This is a genomic window from Treponema rectale (assembly GCF_014202035.1).
GTDB lineage: Bacteria > Spirochaetota > Spirochaetia > Treponematales > Treponemataceae > Treponema_D > Treponema_D rectale.
Window position 1 is genome coordinate 143,238 of record NZ_JACHFR010000002.1, and the last position, 22,321, is coordinate 165,558.

At 39.1% G+C, this 22,321-nt stretch carries 15 protein-coding genes; 6 read left to right on the top strand and 9 right to left on the bottom strand.

Going from position 1 to position 22,321, the window contains the following annotated elements:
- The first annotated feature begins 24 nt into the window (after positions 1 to 24).
- From HNP77_RS05265 to HNP77_RS05290, 6 genes are all read left to right on the top strand, one after another.
- Entirely contained in the window at positions 25 to 3,063 is a 3,039-nt protein-coding gene (locus HNP77_RS05265; RefSeq protein WP_184652128.1) for an adenylate/guanylate cyclase domain-containing protein, read from the top strand.
- A 48-nt stretch (positions 3,064 to 3,111) separates the two neighbouring features.
- Positions 3,112 to 4,305: an urea ABC transporter substrate-binding protein gene (gene urtA, locus HNP77_RS05270; protein WP_184652129.1), complete on the top strand. Its 1,194-nt coding sequence runs from the start codon at positions 3,112 to 3,114 to the stop codon at positions 4,303 to 4,305.
- Between the two features lie 98 nt (positions 4,306 to 4,403).
- Positions 4,404 to 6,167, top strand: a complete 1,764-nt coding sequence (locus HNP77_RS05275; protein ID WP_184652130.1) for a bifunctional metallophosphatase/5'-nucleotidase — start codon at positions 4,404 to 4,406, stop codon at positions 6,165 to 6,167.
- A 284-nt stretch (positions 6,168 to 6,451) separates the two neighbouring features.
- On the top strand, positions 6,452 to 8,101 hold the full coding sequence (locus HNP77_RS05280; RefSeq protein WP_221266526.1) for a peptide ABC transporter substrate-binding protein: 1,650 nt from the start codon (positions 6,452 to 6,454) through the stop codon (positions 8,099 to 8,101).
- A gap of 21 nt (positions 8,102 to 8,122) precedes the next feature.
- A complete protein-coding gene (locus tag HNP77_RS05285) occupies positions 8,123 to 10,240 on the top strand; it encodes a methyl-accepting chemotaxis protein (RefSeq protein ID WP_184652132.1) in 2,118 nt (705 codons plus the stop codon).
- 18 nt (positions 10,241 to 10,258) lie between these two features.
- Entirely contained in the window at positions 10,259 to 10,819 is a 561-nt protein-coding gene (locus HNP77_RS05290; RefSeq protein ID WP_184652133.1) for a rubrerythrin family protein, read from the top strand.
- 119 nt (positions 10,820 to 10,938) lie between these two features.
- Here HNP77_RS05290 and HNP77_RS05295 read toward each other — a convergent pair whose 3' ends face one another.
- The 9 genes from HNP77_RS05295 to HNP77_RS05335 form a co-directional block, all read right to left on the bottom strand.
- Positions 10,939 to 11,589: an MmcQ/YjbR family DNA-binding protein gene (locus HNP77_RS05295; protein ID WP_184652134.1), complete on the bottom strand. Its 651-nt coding sequence runs from the start codon at positions 11,587 to 11,589 to the stop codon at positions 10,939 to 10,941.
- A gap of 76 nt (positions 11,590 to 11,665) precedes the next feature.
- Positions 11,666 to 11,899, bottom strand: coding sequence for a hypothetical protein (locus HNP77_RS05300; RefSeq protein WP_184652135.1), 234 nt, complete (start codon positions 11,897 to 11,899; stop codon positions 11,666 to 11,668).
- Between the two features lie 286 nt (positions 11,900 to 12,185).
- Positions 12,186 to 14,798 carry a heavy metal translocating P-type ATPase gene (locus tag HNP77_RS05305; protein ID WP_184652136.1) on the bottom strand — a complete coding sequence of 871 codons (2,613 nt, stop codon included), beginning with the start codon at positions 14,796 to 14,798 and terminating at the stop codon, positions 12,186 to 12,188.
- Between the two features lie 12 nt (positions 14,799 to 14,810).
- Positions 14,811 to 15,173 carry a metal-sensing transcriptional repressor gene (locus tag HNP77_RS05310; protein ID WP_184652137.1) on the bottom strand — a complete coding sequence of 121 codons (363 nt, stop codon included), beginning with the start codon at positions 15,171 to 15,173 and terminating at the stop codon, positions 14,811 to 14,813.
- 132 nt (positions 15,174 to 15,305) lie between these two features.
- Positions 15,306 to 17,333 (bottom strand): GGDEF domain-containing protein, encoded by a 2,028-nt coding sequence (locus HNP77_RS05315; RefSeq protein ID WP_184652138.1) that lies wholly within the window; start codon positions 17,331 to 17,333, stop codon positions 15,306 to 15,308.
- A gap of 136 nt (positions 17,334 to 17,469) precedes the next feature.
- Complete coding sequence (locus tag HNP77_RS05320; protein ID WP_184652139.1) at positions 17,470 to 18,204, bottom strand: acyl-[acyl-carrier-protein] thioesterase; 735 nt, start codon at positions 18,202 to 18,204, stop codon at positions 17,470 to 17,472.
- A gap of 12 nt (positions 18,205 to 18,216) precedes the next feature.
- Positions 18,217 to 19,554, bottom strand: a complete 1,338-nt coding sequence (locus HNP77_RS05325) for an MATE family efflux transporter (protein ID WP_184652140.1) — start codon at positions 19,552 to 19,554, stop codon at positions 18,217 to 18,219.
- Positions 19,551 to 20,492: a TraB/GumN family protein gene (locus tag HNP77_RS05330; protein ID WP_184652141.1), complete on the bottom strand. Its 942-nt coding sequence runs from the start codon at positions 20,490 to 20,492 to the stop codon at positions 19,551 to 19,553. Before HNP77_RS05330 ends, HNP77_RS05325 begins: the two co-directional genes overlap by 4 nt.
- Before the next feature lie 314 nt (positions 20,493 to 20,806).
- Entirely contained in the window at positions 20,807 to 22,306 is a 1,500-nt protein-coding gene (locus tag HNP77_RS05335; protein ID WP_184652142.1) for an L-fucose/L-arabinose isomerase family protein, read from the bottom strand.
- Positions 22,307 to 22,321: the final 15 nt, after the last annotated feature.

Sequence of the window (22,321 nt, forward strand, 5' to 3'; positions counted from 1 at the left end):
TTTAGCTTTATAATTTAAATTATTATGAAGAAAGTTGGAATTTTTTTTATTTTTTCCCTTCTATGCTCTACCGAAATATTTTCACAAACATCTTTTTTTGACAACTATGTTTATCAGTCCTGGAATTCTTTCGGTCAGCTGAACGGCACTACCGCAACTGACATCATTCAGACAAAAGACGGATACATAGACATAGGTACTTATGAAGGCCTTGCCCGCTTTGACGGTCTGACATTCACCACTCATAAACGTTCAACGACAAACGATCTTTCTTTTGTTTCTGTAAGGTGTTTTTTTCAGGACAGCCACGGTGCACTCTGGATTGGTTCCAACGATGAAGGCGTTCAGAAAATAACTGGTGACAGAAAAAAAACTTATACCACGCAAACTGGACTTCCAAGCAATTCAATACGCAGCATAACCGAAGACAACGATGGAAATATATGGATCGGAACTGCCTCTGGTGTAGTTTATCTTACCCCCGACGAACATCTTATTACTCCCCAATTCGAACCTGGAACTATTACCAAAGGAATCATTACGACCCAGATTTTCTGTGATACAGCCGGAAGAATATGGCTGCTCACTGCAAATGAAAAAGGACTTTTTATTTTTACTGACGGTATTTTTAAATACAATGTAGCCTTTGACTATCTTGGTTCGTATCTTCCTACAGCAATCACTCAAGATCCTAAAGGAAAATTCTGGCTTGCCCTGGGAGATAAAGGCATATTCTGCATGAGCGACGGAACAATTGAACATGTTACAAGCGGAACGATAATCGACTATGTTCCGACAACTGCGTTCTATTGTGCCGGAGACGGAACCGTCTGGATTGGAACAGAAAAAGGACTTGTTACTTACTACAACGGAAAATATTACGAATATAACGGAGACATCTTAAACAATGCAAAGATAAGTAAAATAATTGGAGACAGAGAAGGAAACATCTGGATTGCAACCGACAGATGCGGTATCGGAAAACTTACCCACGGAAAATTCAAAATGCTCAGGCTTGGAGTTCCAGTAAACACAATCTGCAATGACTCAGACGGAAATTACTGGATAGGAACTGATAATGGTCTTCGCTGTATAAAAGATGATGAAGAAATCACAAACGAACTTACCGAATTTGCCAAAGGTGTCAGAATCAGAGATGTTACTGCAACAGAATATGGAAATATTCTTGTAAGCTGCTATTCCAAATACGGACAGATAAAATACGACGGTAAAAAAATTACGAACTGGACCGTAAACGAAGGTATTTCTGGAAACAAAGTCCGGGTTGCCATCGAAACAAAACCTGATGAATTTTATATTGGAACTACAACCGGATTAAGCATAGTACATGCTAACGGTTCAATTAGAAACTTCAAACAGGCAGACGGTCTTGATAACGAATACATAATGGCTCTTCTTAAAGACATTAATGATATCGTCTGGATAGGAACTGACGGCGGCGGAATTTATCTGATGAAGGATGAAAAAATAATAGCCCGGATAACTTCTGATGACGGTCTTGCAGGAAACGTTATTTTTAAAATAACACAGGAAGCAGACGGTTCTGTCTGGGTAACAAGTGGAAGCGGTATAACCAGATGCCGCCGCTTTTCTGAAACAGATTACAAACCGACGATATACGAAACCTTAAACTCAGAAAACGGTCTTCAGACTGATGCTGTCTTCCAGATTCTTGCTGACAACACAAATAACCTCTGGATGACCAGCAACCGCGGTATCTGTTCCGGAAAATTTTCAGATATTCAAAATGCAGCTGAAGGAAAAACAAGAGACATCAGCATAAAATTTTACAATAAAAGTGACGGTCTTGATTCAGGAGGACCAACTTCTACTTCAAAAAGTATCATTGACGTGTACGGACGTATATGGTTTGCAATGATTGATGGAGTTGCAATTTATGATCCCATCAAGGTAAAAGAAAATCAGGTTACGCCACTCATTCAAATTGAAACGGTAACTGTTGATGATGTAGTGGTTCTTGATAACAGATTTTATCCTCAGGAATCTTCAGCAATTACACTTCAACCGGGAACTAAACGTGTAGAAATTACATTTACAGGTTTAAGCTTTGACGCACCGGAACGAATAATGTTTACTCATAAACTTACAAACTTCGAAGATGACTTCAGTGCGCCTTCTCCTGGAAGAACACTTTCATACACAAACCTTTCTCCTGGAAAACACACTCTTCTCCTTAATGCAATTAATGGAGACGGATTTTATTCAAAACAGGCAGAAACGGTTTTATTTGTACAAAAGCCATACATATATCAGATGCCGGCATTCTGGATTATATCTGTAATAACAATTTTGGGTTCAGTGATTCTGCTCTTCTACTTAAAGCAGCGTGCAATCATGAAAGAAAATCTTAAACTGGAAAGCATGGTTCTTCAGCGAACAGCTGAACTTAATCTTGAGCGGGAAAAATCTGATGAACTGCTCCGTGCAATTCTGCCAAACGAAATTGCAGATGAATTAAAAGACGGCATTCATTCCATCGGTCAGAATTATAATGACGTTACAATTCTCTTTGCGGATATCGTAAACTTTACAAAAACTTCAAGCGATTATTCTGCAAATGAAATCGTCAGTGCCCTTAATGACCTTTTTACCCTGTTTGATGTACGCGCGCAGAAAATGGGTGTGGAAAAAATAAAAACTATCGGAGACGCATACATGGCAACCTGCGGACTTCCAAGTCTGAATGAAAAACATGCACTAATAATGGTTGAATATGCAAAAGGAATGATTGAAGACGTCAGACAGTATAATCATACGGCAAAAATTCCTTTCAATATACGAATCGGTCTTAACAGCGGACCTGTCACTGCAGGTGTCATCGGAAAAACCAAATTTATCTATGATGTCTGGGGCAATACGGTAAATGTTGCCAGCCGAATGGAAACCGCAGCGGAAGCCGGACATATCAGAGTTTCTGAAACTGTGTATAAGCACCTGCAGGACTCTGACATAAAATTCAGTTCTCCGATGGAATGCAACATTAAAGGAAAAGGTTTAATGACCACCTACGATATTTTATAGAAGACATTCCCGCCAGATAAAAACAGCGGGGATTTAACAGGAGGAATAATGAAAAAGAAACTGTTTTTGATTCTTGCTTCTATTCTGACAGTAATGACTTTTATTTCTTCAGGCTGTAAACATAAAAATAAAAATACTGTAAAAGTCGGACTCCTTCATTCACTGACGGGAACAATGGCCATCAGTGAAAAACCCGTCCTAAACGCAGAACTTCTTGCCATAAAAGAAATAAATAACAAAGGCGGGGTTTTAGGAAATATTATTGTCCCTGTAATAAAAGACGGAGAAAGTGATCCTGATGTTTTTAATGAACATGCAGAAGAATTACTTACAAGTGAAAAAGTTGCCACCGTCTTTGGCTGCTGGACATCTGCCTCCAGAACCGCGGTAAAGAAAACCTTTGAAAAAAACTTTGGCTTACTGTGGTATCCGGTTCAATATGAAGGTCTTGAAGCAAGTCCCAACATAATGTACATGGGTGCAGCTCCAAACCAGCAGGTTATTCCGGCGGTAAAATACTGTTTTCAAACATTTGGAAAAAGAATGTACCTGATTGGAAATGATTATGTTTTTCCTCATACCGCAAATAAAATGATAAAGGCTCTCCTTAACTATACAGGGGGAAAATGCTGCGGTGAAGTTTACGTTCCCATGGATGCTTCAAATTTTACCAGCATAATAAAAGATATAAAGCAAAGTCATCCCGACGTAATTTTAAATACTCTCAACGGAGATTCAAACGTTCATTTCTTTCAGCAGATGATAAAAGCCGGACTTACTGCAGATATTATTCCAACAATGAGCTTTTCAATTTCTGAAAACGAAATAGAAAAAATCGGCATTGATAATTTAAAAGGCCAGTATGTTACGTGGAATTATTACCAGAGCACGGATACTCCGGAAAACAAAAAATTTGTTTCTGCATACAAAGAGGAATATGGTTCTGAAAATGTTACGGGAGATCCTGTAGAAGCCGCCTACATTGCAGTTTACATGTGGGCTGCAGCCTGTGAAAAAGCAAAAACTTTTGATGTAGAAAGCGTCCGTATTGCTGCAAAAGGTTTAAGTTTTAAAGCCCCGGAAGGAACAGTAACCATAGACGGAAACAATCAGCACTTAAACAAAACAGTCCGCATAGGACAGATAAATGATGACGGACAGATAAATGAAATATGGACTACAGAAGGACCTGTCCGCCCTGATCCATACTTAAGTACTTATGAATGGGCACTGGGATTATAAAATTTCCTGCAGATAAAATTTTAAACTCCTCTTTATAAAATTCAGGTGTATAATAGTCAGCATAAAATCTATACAACCAAAATCAGGAGATTTGAAAAATGAAAAAAATTATCGTCGGTCTCAGTGCTGCTTTAATTCTTATAGGGCTCCCTGTTTCTGCAGAAAAAGTTACACTTACAATGCTTGAAACAAGTGACATTCACGGTGCAATTTCACCTTATGACTATGCAACAGACAGTGTAACTGACAATGGTCTTGCAAAAGTTGCAACCGTTGTAAAATCAGAGCGGCTAAAAGATCCGGACCTGCTTTTATTTGATGCCGGTGACTGCCTTCAGGACAATCTTATTCAGGAATTCCGTTTTGAAAAAAAGAATCCTATGATAAATGCAATGAATACCTTAAAGTACGATGCAAATGTTTTAGGAAATCACGAATTTAATTTTGAATTTAAGACGCTTCTTAAAGAAATAAAACAGTTTAAGGCTCCTGTTCTTGCAGCAAACATATACAAAAAAGACAGCAAACGTTTTGTAGAAGGCTGGACTGTTGCAGAAGTCAAAGGCGTACGTGTAGGAATCATCGGAATTACGGCTCCTCATGTACCAGTCTGGGAAGCAAGCGCTCCTGAACACTACAATAACATGACCTTTACATCTCCGATTGAAGAAGTTGGAACTGCCCTTTCTGAAATAGAAGGAAAAGCAGATATCATTGTAGTTGTTGCTCACTACGGTCTTAATGGTGAATTCGGTGAGCACGGAATGGGCGATGTTGCAGAAAAATACGGTGACAGAATACCGGTATTTTTTATAGGTCACGCTCACGATGTTGTAAACCAGACAGCTTCCAGCGGTGCACTTATCGTTGAACCTGGAGCAAAAGGTGCATATGTTGCAAAAGTTACAGTTGAACTTGATAACGAAAGCGGTTCATGGAAAGTTACTTCTAAAAAAGGAGAACTTCTTGCAGTAAAGGGTGCCGGAATTGAACCGGATGCAGAAATTGAAAAACTCAATAAATCTACCCACGAAAAAAGTCTGAAAATTGCAGGCAAGGTAGTAGGAAAAATAAAGGATAACTTCCTTCCTTCCCTCTGGTGGAATGGACTTGAAGGAATTCCGACAGCTGCAGTACAGGATACGGCAATGATGGACCTGATTAACAAAGTTCAGATGGACAATGCTACTCTAGGTGGAAAAAAAGCCGACGTTTCAATGGCAGCTCTTTTTGAATCCTATTCAAATCTCGAAAAAGGAGAATTCCACAAGCGTGACGGTGTAAAAATCTATAAATTTGACAATACACTTTTTGCTGTTCGTGTTACAGGCAGACAGCTTAAAGCCATCATGGAAAAACAGGCAGGTCGTTTCTTCAATACATTCAGAGCCGGTGACGTAACAATATCCTTTAATGAAAACATGAGACTTTATCTTTATGACATGTTTGCAGGTGTTGACTATGAAATTGATATTTCTAAACCGGAAGGAAGCCGCATCCAGAATGTAATGTTTAAAGGAAAACCTCTCAATGATGATGAATCGCTGATTTTAGCCCTCAACAACTACCGCTTCGGAAACCTTAAATCTGAAGGAATGTTCGGAGAAAATCCTGAATACCGTGATACTTCTCTTGCCGTACGGGATATGATAAGTGACTATGTTGCAAAACACAGTCCTCTTGCTCCGGAATGTGACAATAACTGGAAAATTACCGGCTATGAGTTTGCTCCTGAAGCAGAACAGGTTTATGCCCTTGTACATGATGGAAAACTTAAAGTTCCTGCAAGTGCAAACGGCAGGACACCAAACGTAAAGGCCCTTAACGTAAATGACCTCCGTGCTCAGGGACTTTTAAAATAAAAAGATTTTAATATACAACAGCAGCTTTACAGCAAAAATATATAATGAATAATATTTTTTTGATAAAAGAAGCTGCTGTTTTTCTTTATTCTCATCCTAAAGGTTCTGGTAAATTATATAGAAAAAAATTATAATAGAGATAATAAAATTTTGATAAAAATTTAAAAAAATATGAAAAATTCTGCCATTTTTGAAAAAAAGACATCATGCCGTTCTTGTAAAGATTAGTATTCTCCAGTTTAAAGTGTTATAATCAAATTTAAGAATATACAAAGGAAGTACACATGAAACACACGACTTTATTATTAACTTCGATGCTGTTCGCTATTCTTCTGCCAGGATGTTCAAAAAACGGCTCAGGTAAAAAAGGACCGCTGCCTGCAAAAACAGTGAATGGTCCTGTTCTCAACGTTTCTCTGGAAGCAGCAATTGATACTCTGGATCAGCAGACTGCCGTATTTGCAACAGCATTTGAACTTATCGGCAATATGGTTGACGGTCTCATGCAGATGGCTGACGATGGTTCTGTAAAAAAAGCAGTATGTAAAGATTATACAATGTCTTCTGACGGTCTGAAATACACATTCAAGCTCAGAGATGACGTTTACTGGTCTAACGGTGATCCGGTTACAGCCCATGACTTTGTATACGGCTGGCAGCGTGCCATTGATCCTGCGACAGGTTCTGAATATGCATTCATGATAAGCGACATTGCACAGATAAAAAATGCAACAGCAATTCAGGCAGGTCAGATGGATCCTAACCAGCTTGGAGTACGCGCCGTTGACGACTATACTTTTGAAGTAGAACTTCAGGTTCCTGTTTCTTATTTTGAACAGCTGCTGTATTTCTGCACTTTCTATCCTGCAAATCAGAAATTCGTTGAAAAATGCGGCGATAAATATGCAACAAGTCCGGAAACCTGTCTTGCAAACGGAGCATTCGTAATTACAGAATACTCTCCTACAGGCAGAACAATTTCATTTAAGAAAAATACGGCCTATTATGATGCTGCAAACGTTAAACTTGGAGGACTTCACTATGAAATCATCAGCAATGGTGATGAAGCTCTAAGAAAATATCAGAGCGGTCAGCTTGATTTCGTTGAGCTTTCAGGAGAAGCCGTAGAAAAAATGAAATCTTCTCCAGAATTTACACCGGTTGACTCTGGATTCCTTTATTACCTTACCTTTAACTTTGATGATCCTATGTTTGCAAATAAAAACCTTCGTCGTGCATTCACCTTTGCCATCGACCGTGAACGTGTCATCACAGAAATGGCCGACGGTTCCGCTGCAGCCTATTCTGCAATACCAAGAGGTTACGCTTTCTCTTCAACAGGAGAAGACTTTACTCCAAAAGGAATCGAATTCCCGGATGACTGTTCCTACAATATAGAAAAAGCTCGTGCTCACTTACAGCAGGCAAAACGTGAACTTGGAGTAAGCAAGTTCAACCTTCAGCTTCTTACAGCAGATGGTGAAACCCAGGTTATTGCTTCAAATTCAATCAAACATCAGATAGAAGCCCTCTTCCCTGAAGTAAACATTTCCATCAAAGCTGTACCTAAAACCGAGCGCCGTAAGATCATGAGTTCCGGAAACTTCCAGTTTGGTCTTAACAACTGGGGTCCTGACTATGCAGATCCTATGACATATCTTGCCATGTGGGTAACAGGAAACGACAACAATCAGGGAAATTATTTTAACCCGAGCTACAATGCACTTATTGCAAGCTGTACTGACGGAGATCTCTGTACAAGAATTCCTGAACGCTGGGCAGCTCTTAAAAAAGCAGAATCAATGATCATGGAAGATGCAGTAATCTCTCCTATCTATCAGAAATGTAATGCAAACCTGATTAAGAAAAATGTACGCGGCATAGCATTCCATGCAGTAGCTATCAACCGTATCTATAAAAACACAACAAAATAATTAAGGCAGAGAGGTATCTTTATGGAAGAATCTACAGACAATAAAGAAAACACACCAAAGAAAAAATATGCACGCCTTGCCTTTCAGTTTTCAATAAAAATTCTGGCAATCCTTATTGCTTCATTTGTAATCCAGAATATTTTTATTGTTCAGAGTGTAAAATCATCTTCAAAAGATGACTATTCTTCTTTCAGTGAAAAAATTATTGAAGAAGATGCAGGTAAAATACAGCACTGGAACGAAGTTCTTGTAAATGACCTGCGTATTTATTCTGACAATGACGTAACAAAAGACGGGAATACTGACGCAATCATTGAATGGCTGCTTACTCACGAAAGCATCCGTAACAAGCTCTTTAACTACGTAATGTTCTGTACTCCGGACGGTGTCGGACATTCCAGCGACGGAAAGATAATTACAGTTATTTCTAAACCTTTCTTCCGCGCAATCATGAATGAAAGAAAAAGCATTTTCGTTTCTAACATTGACTTCCAGCTCGATGGTTCTGTCTGTTATTACATTGCACGTCCGGCATACAATAACAGAGGTGACCTTATCGGGGTATTTGCAGGAGCAGTTAAACTTGATGAAATTGACAAGATGATTTCCAGCCTTACCATGGGAAAAAACGGAAAAGCAATTCTTGTAGGTTCAAACGGAGTTTTGATTTCTCATATCCGCGGAATGGATAAATACATGGACCTTTCTTACAGTGATAAAGCAGGATACAAAGGACTCGATGAAATTGCGCTTAAAGCCTGCAACGGACAGCAGGGAGAAGGTTACTATACAGATCCGGACGGAGTTACAACTTTTGCTTCCTACACACCTGTTGAAGGAACCCCATGGTCAGCAATCCTTACAATTCCTCAGAGTCAAATTGATGCTGCCGGAAATTCTCTTGGAACTGTCATTATCTTCATCAGTATTTTTGTAGGTCTTATAGTATCTGCTGCATGTTCATTCATGCTTGTAATTGCAGTTAAGCCTCTCCGCATCGTACAAAACTCCATTCAGCATATTGCTTCCGGTGATGCAGACCTTACCCAGCAGATTGTCGTTAAAAGTAAAAACGAAATCGGTGCTCTTGGTGACGGCTTTAATGCATTCATGAACAAGCTGCGTACAATTGTCGGCGGAGTAAAAGATTCTAAGGAAATGCTTGGAGATGTAAACGTTGGTCTTCAGAAGCGTATTGAAGATAACGGAAGTTCCATCTCTGAAATCATCCAGGACCTTCACAATATCGGTTCACAGGTACAGAATCAGGCTGCCAGTGTTTCTGAAACAGCAAGTGCCGTTGAAGAAATTTCTCAGAACATTGAATCTCTTGAACGAATGATTGAAACCCAGTCTTCCGGTGTAACTCAGGCAAGTGCCGCTGTAGAAGAAATGATCGGAAACATCAGGAGCGTTAATGTTTCTGTCGGCCACATGGCTGAATCATTTGAAAGCCTTACCCGTAATGCAGAAGACGGTATTCAGCGCCAGAATGATGTTAATATCCGTATCAAGAAAATTGAAGAACAGTCTAAGACACTTCAGACTGCCAACAAAACAATCAGTGATATTGCAAGTCAGACAAACATGCTTGCCATGAATGCCGCAATCGAAGCTGCCCATGCCGGAAAAGCAGGACAGGGATTCAGTGTAGTTGCAGATGAAATCCGTAAGCTTTCTGAAACTTCAAGTGCACAGTCTAAGACTATTCGTGAAGAACTTAAAAAAATTGCAGGCTCTATTGATGATGTTGTAAACGCTTCTCAGGCTTCAAGTGATTCTTTTGCAGCCGTTAATAATTCAATCAATGAAACACAGCAGCTTGTTCTTCAGATTAAATCTGCAATGGAAGAACAGCAGGAAGGTTCAAAACAGATTGGAGATGCACTTAAGCTTATGAACGACAACACAAGTGAAGTTAGGGCAGCATCACATGAAATGGCAGAAGGAAATAAATCTATTCTTGTTGAAGTTGACCAGCTCCGCAATACTACCGGAGAAATCAAGGACAGCATGGATAAGATTTCTAAAAGCGCCGGTAATATTCGTGAAACAAGTAATTCCCTTTCTGAAATTGCAGACAGCGTAGAAGCAGCCGTAGGTCAGATTGGAAATCAGATTGACTTGTTTACAGTATAATAAAAGGAGAAACGAAATATGAGTAAATACTCAGGAACAGAAACAGAAAAAAACATCCTTGCCGCATTTGCAGGAGAATCACAGGCAAGAAACAAGTACACATATTTTGCTCAGGTTGCAAAAGCAGAAGGCAATGACAAAATAGCAGATGTATTTACAAAAACTGCTAACAATGAAGAAAACCATGCCAAAATGTGGCTTAAAGAACTGGAAGGTATCGGAGACTCAAAGACCAACCTTACTAATGCTGCCAGCGGTGAAAACTATGAATGGACAGACATGTATGTTAAGTTTGCAGAGACAGCAGAAAAAGAAGGCTTCCCGGAACTTGCTGCAAAATTCCGTGCAGTAGCTTCTATCGAAAAACGTCATGAAGAACGTTACCGCGCACTTCTTAATGATGAAGATGCAGCTTCAGCACAGCTTAAAAACAGTTCCGTAAAAGTATGGGAATGTGTAGTCTGCGGTCATATTGTTGTAGGACCATCAGCTCCAGAATACTGTCCAACCTGCAATGAATACAATGCCTACACACAGGTGACAGAAGAAAACTATGACTTAATCCGTACATGGGGTTAATTCATAATATTCCCTAAAAAATTACAGCTTCTGAAATAACAGCAGCTTGAGATTTAAAAAATTAAATCTGCTGTTTTTCAGAAGCTATGTAAATTTACCGTTTATGCCATTATTTGTATTTATTTCTGAACCAGGGCAAAACTTTTCTTTGTAAGCTCACACAGCTTTTCGAAATCTGTCACAGCAGTAAGCAAGACTGTGATCCAGTATTTTTTATTCATGTGATATGCAGGGAAGATTGATTTTTTATCTGTGATTGATTCAACCTTTTCTGCTTTCAGATTAACAGCCCAGACCAGCTCATCACTTTCAAATCCAAGATTCTTAAACTTGATTTGCATTATGAGGGCAAACCATTTATTATTCGGGCAGCGGTAAACAGTGCTGCTGTTATAAGGTTCTTCTGCCCAGGGATTATCCCCCGGTGCATTAAAATATGAATGCAGAAAATCAACATATTTTTCTTTGATGTCCCGGCTGATAAAACACTTGTCCCGGATTTCTTCAATCACATTCTGAACTTCGCTGCGAATCTGTCCGACAAAAGCTCCCTGCGCAGAAGCTACATTAAAAAGCACATACTTTTCATCTGTCGCGGTTTCAAAAACATCAGCGGTAAGAGTTTTTTCTGAAAGTTTGATTTCTGCATAAAACTGGCTGTCAGTGATTTCTTTCTTAACTACAAGATTGCCATCAGCTTCTGTAAATCCATAAGCAAGCAGTTTTTCTTTCTGAGGAACGGATGTATTCAAGATATAGCTGTAATCCATTTTATAAGAAAATTGTAATAGTCTTTAAATTTGTTTTCAACAGATGTGAGAAATGACAGAAAACATTACAGCTCACTCATTCTTCCACAACCTCTTTTCCAAGTATTCTTCCATACTCATCACGAATAATATATCGTGTTGTCTTTCTGCGCTTTTTTGCTGCCTGATTTTTTTTCATGCGCTTTTTCAGCAGTCTCATCCTTTCCCGATGTCGTCTCTCTGCTTCTCTTTCTCGATATTCAAACTCTTCTTCACAGCACCAGCTGTTCAGACCATAAAGCAAAAGGATAACTATTATAAGTGTAAACACAATCTGCCTCCTCTCACAATGGCATGTTTGTATGCTACTTTAATTATATACCTGTTTCTTTTCACCTTACAACAATAAATGCTGTCTTCACTCTATACTGTCACAACTTCAGTCTGCCGCAATGAAAACGGGGCTGTCCAAAAAGTTTACATCCTAGTGTCATTTTCGGGCACGACCCGAAAATCCCCCTGCATGAGATTGCCGCATCAAGTGCGGCAATGACAGGCTGTCGAGCACGGCAATGACTCATACTTTTTGGACATCCCCCACTTACAATAATAAAAAACTACGCAATTACTCCGGCATACTCATAACCGGCTTCTTCAACGGCAGCTTTAATCACGCTTTCATCAACAGGCTTTGATGTTTCAATAGTAACCTCTGCCTTTTCGTGAGAAGCTGCTGCTTCTGTAATTCCATCAATTGCTTCCAGTGCTTTTTTTACGTGCATTTCACAATGACCGCACATCATTCCTTTTACTGAAATTTTCATTTCTGTCTCCTTATTTTGAAAATTGTTTAATATTAGATTTCCCGTAACAGGATTCTTCACTTTTTTATCTCGTCTTGAATCCTGAGACTTCAGGAAATTCAGACGAAGGGCGTTAGAAACGACACAGAAACTGGAAAGTCCCATTGCAGCCGCACCGAACATCGGATTAAGCGTCCAGCCGAAAGCAGAAACATAACAGCCGGCCGCAAGAGGTATTCCGATTATATTATAGAAAAAAGCCCAGAACAGGTTTTCATGAATGTTTTTTATGACAGCCCGTGAAAGCCTGATTGCAGCGCTCACATCCCGTAAACTACCTTTCATCAAAACTACATCGGCAGCATCTATTGCTATATCAGTTCCGGCACCAATTGCTATTCCCAGATCTGCGCGGGTAAGAGAAGGAGCATCATTTATTCCGTCTCCAACCATGGCAACTTTTCCACTCTCCATAAGTTTTCGGATTACAGCTTCTTTTCCATCAGGAAGTACACCAGCCACAACTTCATCAACTCCAGCCTGTTCTGCAATTGCCCGGGCAGTTATTTCATTATCGCCGGTAAGAAGCACAGTGTGGATTCCCATGTTTTTAAGTTCACTTATCGCCTGAGCAGAATCTTCTTTGATTGTATCACTGACTGCAATAATTCCAAGAAGTGTCCTGTCCCTGGCAAAAAGAACCGGTGTCTTTCCCTGAGAAGCAAGTTTTTTAACTTCCGTTTGGATGAATGCTGAATCAAATTCAGCATGATGAAGTTCAAGATTGTCATTCCCAACTCGTTTCGGAATCTCGTTTACGACAGATTCGATATATCTTGCGTTTCCGCCGGTGATTGTTTTTCCGTCGAGTCTGGCAGAAAGTCCGTTTCCAGCCTTGATTTCAAATCCACTCGTTTCAAGAAGTTTAATCTGATTTTTTTCGGTATATTCAACAATAGCTTTTGATATAGGATGCTCACTTTTTACTTCAAGGGCATAAGCTGCTTCAAGTAAGTCTTTTTCCGAAGAATCTTCTGCTGCAATAACATCTGTTACCTGCATGATTCCCGTGGTGACAGTTCCTGTTTTATCAAGGGCAACTATCTGTGTTTTGCCTGCCATTTCCTGAGCAGCAGCAGTTTTAAACAGAATACCTGACTTTGCCCCCATCCCGTTTCCAACCATGATTGCAACCGGTGTAGCCAGTCCCAGCGCACACGGACAACTGATAACAAGAACGGAAACTGCACGTGCAACAGCATATCCGACACTCTGACCTGCAATCAGCCATACTATAAAAGTCACAAGAGCAATCAAAATAACTGCCGGAACAAATACTCCGGAAACCCTGTCTGCTATTTTTGCTATAGGTGCCTTTGTAGCAGCAGCATCACTTACCATCCTGATAATGGCGGAAAGAGTTGTATCTTCACCGACACGGACAGCTTCACAAATCAAAAACCCTGAAGTATTTATCGTTGCAGCAGAAACCGTACTTCCAGCGGATTTTTCTACAGGAAGACTTTCTCCTGTAAGCGCTGCTTCGTTTACGGCACTCTCCCCTTCAATTACAATTCCGTCAACCGGAATACTGTCTCCAGGCCGTACAATAAAACGATCACCTTTTTTTACCTGATCAACCGGCACAGTTTTTTCAATTCTGGCTTCCCCTTCCCCTTCCACAAGCACTGCAGTTTTTGGAGCCATCTTCATCAGGGATTTCAAAGCATCTGTGGTCTTTCCCTTAGATTTTGCCTCAAGCATTTTTCCTACAGTAATAAGAGTTAAAATTGTTGCGGCAGATTCAAAATAAAACTGATCCATCAGGTACTTTATTTTTTCATCATCACCAGCCAGAACCGCACTACTCATTGCAAAAAGTGCAGTCACGCTGTAAACAAAAGCAGCCCCTGCGCCAAGGGCAACAAGGCTGTCCATATTCGGAGATTTATAAATCAACCCCTTGAATCCGCTTACAAAGAATTTCTGATTTATCACCATGATAATTACAGAAAGCAGCAGCTCATACAAACCCATCGCCACATGATTTCCGTCAAGAAATGCCGGCAGCGGCCAGTTCCAGAGCATGTGTCCCATAGAAACGTACATAAGCGGAATCAAAAAAAGAACGGAAGCGATAAGTCTCTTTTTCATTTTTGGAGTTTCCCTGTCCCGAAGCTCATCCCCGTACGCATCTGCTCCAGCGGAAGAATTAGCTCCAGAAGAGGATTTTTTCAGGCTGGCACCATAACCTGCATTTTCTACCGCTTTGATTATTTCTGAAGGCGAAATATCCCCTTCCACTCCCATAGAATTTGTAAGCAAACTTACAGCACAGCTTTTTACCCCAGGAAGCGCATTCACAGCTTTTTCAACACGAACCTGACAGGCTGCACAGCTCATTCCAGTAACATTATATTGTTCCATGACATACCCCCCTTATTTCATCAGTTTTTGCAGTGTTACGACAAATTCATCAATTACAGAGTCATCTCCCCTGCGGATTCCTTCTGCAACACAGGTTTTCATATGATTTGCAAGCAGGGCTTTATTAAAACTGTTAAGAGCACTTGTTACTGCACAAACCTGTACAAGAATATCAGTACAATAAGCATTGTTTTCCAGCATTCCCTCTACACCACGAACCTGACCTTCAATACGCTTAAGACGATTCATCAAATCTTTATATTCCGAAACATCCCGCTTTTTATGTTTTCCGGAACAATGCGGACATGAAGCTTTTGCTTCTACAGACTGTTCAATTTCTTCACAGCACAAATCTATATTCTGATTTTCTGACATAAAGAGCCTCCTGAAAAATAATACCCCTTAGGGGTATACGCGCTTTAAAAGTAAAATATACCCTCTAGGGGTATAATGTCTAGAGGCATTTTATTTTGCTAATAATTGATTCTACAGGGAATAAATAAAAAACTATCTCCTGGACTTAAGCTTCTTTTTGTCTTCGTACATTTTTTTGTCAGCACGCTCAAATACTTCTGAAACAAAACTATCATTTTCAGAATCATATTCAGCCATTCCGACTGCAAGAATTATTCTGGAATGTTTCTTTTTATTTTCTTGAACCTGACTGCGTAATTTGTCCATAAGTTCGTTTCTTGCTGAATAATCATTACCATGAAGAAAAACAACAAACTCATCTCCGCCAACTCTAAACACAGGACTATGAACAAAAATATTACACAATAGACGCGCTGATGCCTGAATACATTCATCACCGGCACTATGCCCCTGAGTATCATTTATATGTTTCAGATTATTCATATCGCAGACAACAATTGCAAAATTCAGATAATCCACGCCATTGTCAATATTTCCCTGCACAGAATTTTCAAGTTCCATATAAGCAGTTTTATTCTTTATTCCTGTAAGTTCGTCTCGTCTTGCCAATTCTTTTTCAAGTTTTAATTCTTTAAGACGCTGCTTTTCTTTTTGAATCTCATTATCTATATTTTCAACACCAATAATAAAATGCGTTCCGTCGCTGCTTTTTCTAACCGTCATTCTCGTATACTGGTCTTTTCCTGCCACAATAAGCCGGTAATTTATACTGCAGTCTTTATGTTTTTCCATTACGGAAATCAAGTTTTCTTTCTTGATAAATGTACTAACCCGTTCACAATCCTGCTTATGAATCATCTCTGGAATAGTAATAAGAGATTCTCCAAAAAAATCATCGCCTGACCTGTATACTTCAAGCTGACCATAAATCGCATTAGTCTGATAACAAATATAAGATGAATCCACAATGTTAACGTAGTAAATTACATCATATACAGAAGCCAGGCTCTCTGCAATCTGACCGAATGTAATAGTCTGCTTCTGATTTTCTTTCTGAACTTTTTCTGCATTAAGTTCATCTTCAATATCCTTTTCATAAAAAATAAGATACTTTCTGTTACTATCCTGCATCATCGTAAAAAGAAAGAATCTTGGTTTATTATTTATCAAAACCCTGTATTTAAATGAAAATGAACGCCTTCCTTCAAGATTCTTTAACATTGTTTCCTTGTTATAAAAACTCTTTGCATATTCTATATCTTCAGAATAAACACATTCATCAATACTTTTCAGAGCATCCGTAAAAAAATCCTTTCCAGTTTCTATGGCTTCAATATCCATATACTCCTTACTTTTGGAAAAACTCTGATATTCACAGGATTCTATATCAATATAAAAAATCGCATCATAATCTTTCGCCATTGCATATGCAATATGGTTATAGACTTCCTTTTCTTTTTTTTCGCTTGTTTGCACAAAAGAATGAATAAGACATATTCCAATCAAAAGTCCTAAAGCATAAAAAGGAAAAAGAGCATATATAATCTGGAATGTAAGAAATATTCCAAGTACCATGCTTGTTCCGGCAACCGCCTTATATCGTGTTTTCTGACGCCCCGTACTATTATGGGCAACATACATCATATAAGTAGTAATTACAGCATAAAAGGCAATCTGAAAAAGAAAAGAAATATTCCTTCCCACTTCTCCAATATATTCATGCTTATCGTTATATGAAAACATAAAATGATAGAAACGATTAAGTATCAGACATACTACACCAGTTATAAACAATGCCCATACCATATGAATGAGCAGATTACTGCGCCATCCGCTTTTATCAAGATATGCAACCATATAATGTGTCCACGTCAGCATAGTCAGAAGCATGAACATAAAATAAAACACGGTCAAATAATATGTATATGGAAAAAAAGCAGAAACTTCTTTGTGTTCATACAAAAGTCCCCATGTCATATCCACAACAATGTATAAACACGCAGAAAGAAGAAATCTATTGTAAAGAACATTTACAAGATTCTGTTTATCGTGAGTCCGGTCAGCCTTTTTTCTGGTAAAAAATCCATACCTTGTAAATAATTCCCAATTCAATATTAAATTCAAAATCAGCATTGATGCCGGGGTTATCGCATAAAGCATTAACTTTATAACCTCCATATATTTCAGGGTCTTGCTGAATCATTCAAATTTTTAAAATGAATCCTATATAATTATAACATGATTTTAGAAATTTTCATAAATTTGGAGTTTTTACCAGGCAAATTTCTTTGCAATATCAGTTGAATTTTATTTTCATCTCAAATACAGACCGTTCCATTTCTTTAATTACTATATAATAAGACTCACCTTCCAGACGGCTGTATACACGAAGAACCTGTCCTTCTTTACTTTCTCCAGTATAATGCACTTCAAGTTCAGAAGGCTCATGATCAAGAAGAAACTGTTCATCAAAAATATTCAGGGCAAGCTTAATGTATTCGATGTTATTCAGATGATGCGACATATCAATCTGCTGGGAACGGATTATATGTTCATACTTAAAATCAGAATCTGTAAAATCAGATATGAATTTTTCAAACGGCTGCGTAAACACTGGATCCGGAAAACCATCCTGCGGATATGGAACAGTCGAAAGCTTTACAGGACGATGGCGAATCAGATCAAGAACACAGGCTTCCTGATTTGCCGTAATCAGGGTTTTTCCGTCAGCATCAGTAAGAACAGTATTTACATGTGTTTTAAAACCGGCATTATCAACAGGAAAAGTTGCTGCAATAATTTTTTCTCTCCAGTCAGGTCTCCTTGTAAAACTTACTTTTGTTTTTGTAAAAACCCAGAATGAATTATACTTTTCACGATATACGATTCCATCACAGCCTAACTTTGCAAAACATTCAGTAAGATTATCCTGAACCATCAGAACAGTCTGTGCGATTCCCATTTTTACTGAACTGTCAATAAATGCAGAAGAAATATTTCTCTGCTGAGAAAAAACAAGAACTTCATCCATAATAATTTACCTCTAGGAAAGAACTTTATACCATTTTCCGGATTTTAACCTTAACAGCCCGGCACTTGCCTTAAAAATCTGCTCTGTACAGATTGCCATATAAATAAGATACCCCGGTGCATGTAAAACAAAAGCAACCACACAAGCTAAAGGAATAGAAATCAGATACATCCAGCCAATATCATTTACAGCAGCATAAACCGTATCACCGCCGGAACGACAAAGTCCGACAATGAAGAACATGTTAAATGCATTAACCGGATACAGACACATCAGAATGTAAAGCATTCTCTGCGCCTGAGTAATAACTTCCGGCCCAACCTTAAACAGCAGCGGAAGCAGAGCGGACAGAGGAAACAGAAGCATACCCAAAAAAACAGCACACAGCGGCATAAACCATGCAAATCTGTGGGCATAGGCTTTTGCAAGATCATGGTTTCCCTCACCAATTTTATGACCGATTATAATTCCGGCAGCATTTCCTACACCAATAAAGAATACCCAGGTTAACTGAGAAATTGAACCGGTAATGTTGAAGGCTGCAATAATGTCCGTTCCTGCATGAGAAAAAATTGAATTCTGCATTGTAACACCGAAGCCCCATAATGATTCATTTAGAATAACCGGAAGTGCAATCTTAAAAAACTTTGCCAGCGCTGAACTGTCAAAACAGAAAAGTTCTTTAAATGAACCGCAGCCAGAAAACTTTTTACGGTATGAATAAACTATGAGTATTGCAAATTCCAGAAAGCGGGAAATAACCGTAGCAATTGCAGCACCTTTTACTCCCATCGGGCTTACGCTGCCAAAGCCGAATATCAAAAGATAATTAAGTACAGCATTTACCAGAAAAGCAACTGCCGTTGTTACCGTCGGAAGAATTACGTGATTTGTCGAACGGAATGCAAACTGAAACGGAAAGCTTAACGCAATGAGAATATAGCTTAATCCTACAGTACGAAGATATTCCTCTCCCAGGGCTAAAACGGCAGCATCTTTAGAATAAAACCGCATCAGTGCCGAAGGAAAAAAAATTGCTCCTACAGAAAAAATCAATGCTGCAATAAAAGAAAACGTTACCATAATTCCCACGGTACGCTTTATTCCTGCAAAATCTTTTTTTCCAAAATACTGCGCTATAAAAATTGAACCGCCGGATGAAATTCCAAACAGAACCATATTAAGCAGAAAGAAAATCTGATTGCCCAGTCCCACGGCTGCTATTTCTACTTTGCCGAGACGACCTATCATTATAGTGTCCAGCATGTTTACAAGAGTCATGAGCATGTTCTGCAAAATAATCGGCAGTGCTATTTTAAAAACTGAACTGTAAAATTTTTCCAGCTTCATTTTTCTATAACTCCATCTGCCTTAAGCAGTTCGAAGACAGATTCTTCTCCAAGCCAGTGTGCCGCACCGGTAAAAATAAATGTTGTACCACCGGCATCAAGATATTTTTTTATGTCCTTTACCCAGTCAGTATTTCTATCCAGCATCATAGCTTTTTCGTACTGCTCATAATAGGGAGAATCTATCTTGTCCTCTTCCGATTCTTTTTCTGCTTCTTCTAAAAATACTTCCAGATCATCATCCAGATAGGCTTCATACATATCAATAAACTGTTCGGATTCACCTTCGCTAAGCCCTGTTAAAAAATATTTTAAAACCGCAATCTGAAATTCATAATCACCAAAAGAAAATAGTTTCAACTGCTCCTCAAGTTCATCAAGTCCTTCAACTGACTTTCCGTTTTTTCTGGCACGATCATAAAAAAACATATCAAGACCGGATTCTGAATCAAGACCAAATTCCGATGCAACTTTTACAGTAAGATAAGATTCAAGAACAAGAGGATTCATCCTTATTAAGTTTTCATATCCAGGTTCACCACCGATATATTCATTTAATTCAATTATTTCTGCATCATTCAAATAATCAGTAACTACTTTTCCGTCTTCATTCGGACGAACAATCCTCAGTGAATAAAATCCCATCCGGTTATAATCCCGGGAAGAACATTCTGCAACAATCCTGTCTGATGAATCAAATGCAGCGATAACTTCGTCATCCAGAGGAAGCAGCCTGTCATCTCCAATATGAATCGTCCCCTGAACATAAACAGTAGAACTTCTGCCTTTTAAATCTGTTCCATCAATACGCCAGAACATTCTGTGAGGGGTTTTTGTTACTCTGGCTTTTTCACGTACCGGAACAGAAGCACAGGATACAAAAACAAAAAAAACTGTAGTTAAAAATAATCTTGTAAAATTCTTTTTCTGATTTCTCATATCAAAATCATTTTAACAGAAGAATAAAAAATAGGGGAGAGTCTGAAAATACGTTTAAACAAGGCTTGCTTCGTTTAAATAAAAACGGGGCTGACCAATAAGTATGGGTCATTGCCGTGCTCGACACGGCAATCTCTTGTATTGAGGGGATAGTACAAACCCTCAAAACGGCGAAGTCAAGGCTTTAAGCGTTAGCGTGCCTTGACTCGACGTATTGTAATTAAATAGATTTTCGGGTCGGGCCCGAAAATGACATTTTTTGAACTTATTGGTCAGCCCCTTCAATCCATTACAGTCAGTAATAACTATAGTAATTAGAATGGATTTTCATCCGGATATCTTTCTGTCTTAGGCTGGTTGTATGCAACATCAGGAATTCCAAGATATTTGAACAGAGTCCAGAGAGCTTTTCCGTGATGACCGAATGCAACTGCACCGTGATGAGGATACTGTTTGCCGATCAGTACATGACGGTAGAAGCGTCCCATTTCCGGAATTGCAAATACACCGATTCCACCAAAGGAACAGGTTGGTACAGGAAGGATTTCTCCCTGAGCAATATATGCCTGAAGTTTTGTATCAGGAGTTGTCTGAAGACGGAAGAATGTAATTTCACCAGGTGCGATATCTCCTTCAAGAGTTCCGCGGGTAAAGTCTGGAGTACCACCATTTTCAAGAATACGGTTCTGAATAAGCTGGAATTTTACGCCAGGCTTTGACTGTGGATTAAGACGGCACAACGGTGTGTTTCCGCAGTGGAATGCCATGAATGTATCCTGAAGAGTATATGGATATGCAAACTTTCCTTTGATTTTGTTTTCATACATGTCTGCAGGAACAGAGTTATTAATATCAAGAAGTGTAACCGGTGCTCCAGAAATACAGGTTCCGATATATTCAGACAATGCTCCGAAAATATCTACTTCACATGCAACAGGAATTCCGCGGCTTCCGAGACGGCTGTTTACATAGCAAGGTTCAAATCCGAATTCCTTAGGGAAAGCAGGCCAGCATTTATCTGCAAGAACAACATACTTGCGGCTTCCTTTATTCTGTTCAATCCAGTCAAGAAGTGTAATTTCAAACTGAGCCATACGTGGAAGAAGATCCGGGAACTGATTACCTGAACCAAGTTCTTTTTCCATATCAGCAACAACTTCAGGAATGCGCTTGTCATCTTTATGTGCACGGTATGCAACCAGAAGATCAAGTTCTGAGTTTTCCTGAATTTCAACACCGATGTCATAAAGTCCTTTAATAGGTGCATTGCAGGCAAAGAAATCCTGAGGGCGTGGACCGAATGTAATAATCTTAAGTCCCTTAAGACCGATTATTGCACGGGCTACAGGAATAAATTCTTCAATCATCTTAACGATATCATCTGCCGTACCAACAGGATATTCAGGAATGATTCCAGGTATCTTGCGGAGATTAAGATTGTAAGAACAGTTAAGCATTCCGCAGTATGCATCACCGCGTCCGTTAATAAGATCTTTATCTGTTTCTTCTGCAGCTGCAACAAACATACACGGACCGTCAAAGTTCTGCGCAATTTCTGTTTCCGGTGTTTCAGGTCCAAAGTTTCCAAGGAAAACAACAAGTGCATTACAGCCGGCTGCCTTAACCTCTTCAACAGCCTTAAGCATGTCACATTCGTTTTCTACAGTAGTTTTTGCTTCGTAAAGTTCACCTTTTCCATTAAAAGCTTTTGCAATAGCAGAGCGTCTCTTTTCAGAAAGCGAAATCACAAAACAGTCACGGCTGACCGCAATAATTCCCAGCTTTACGTCAGGAATGTTCGTTACCTTTTCCATATATTCTCCTTATCA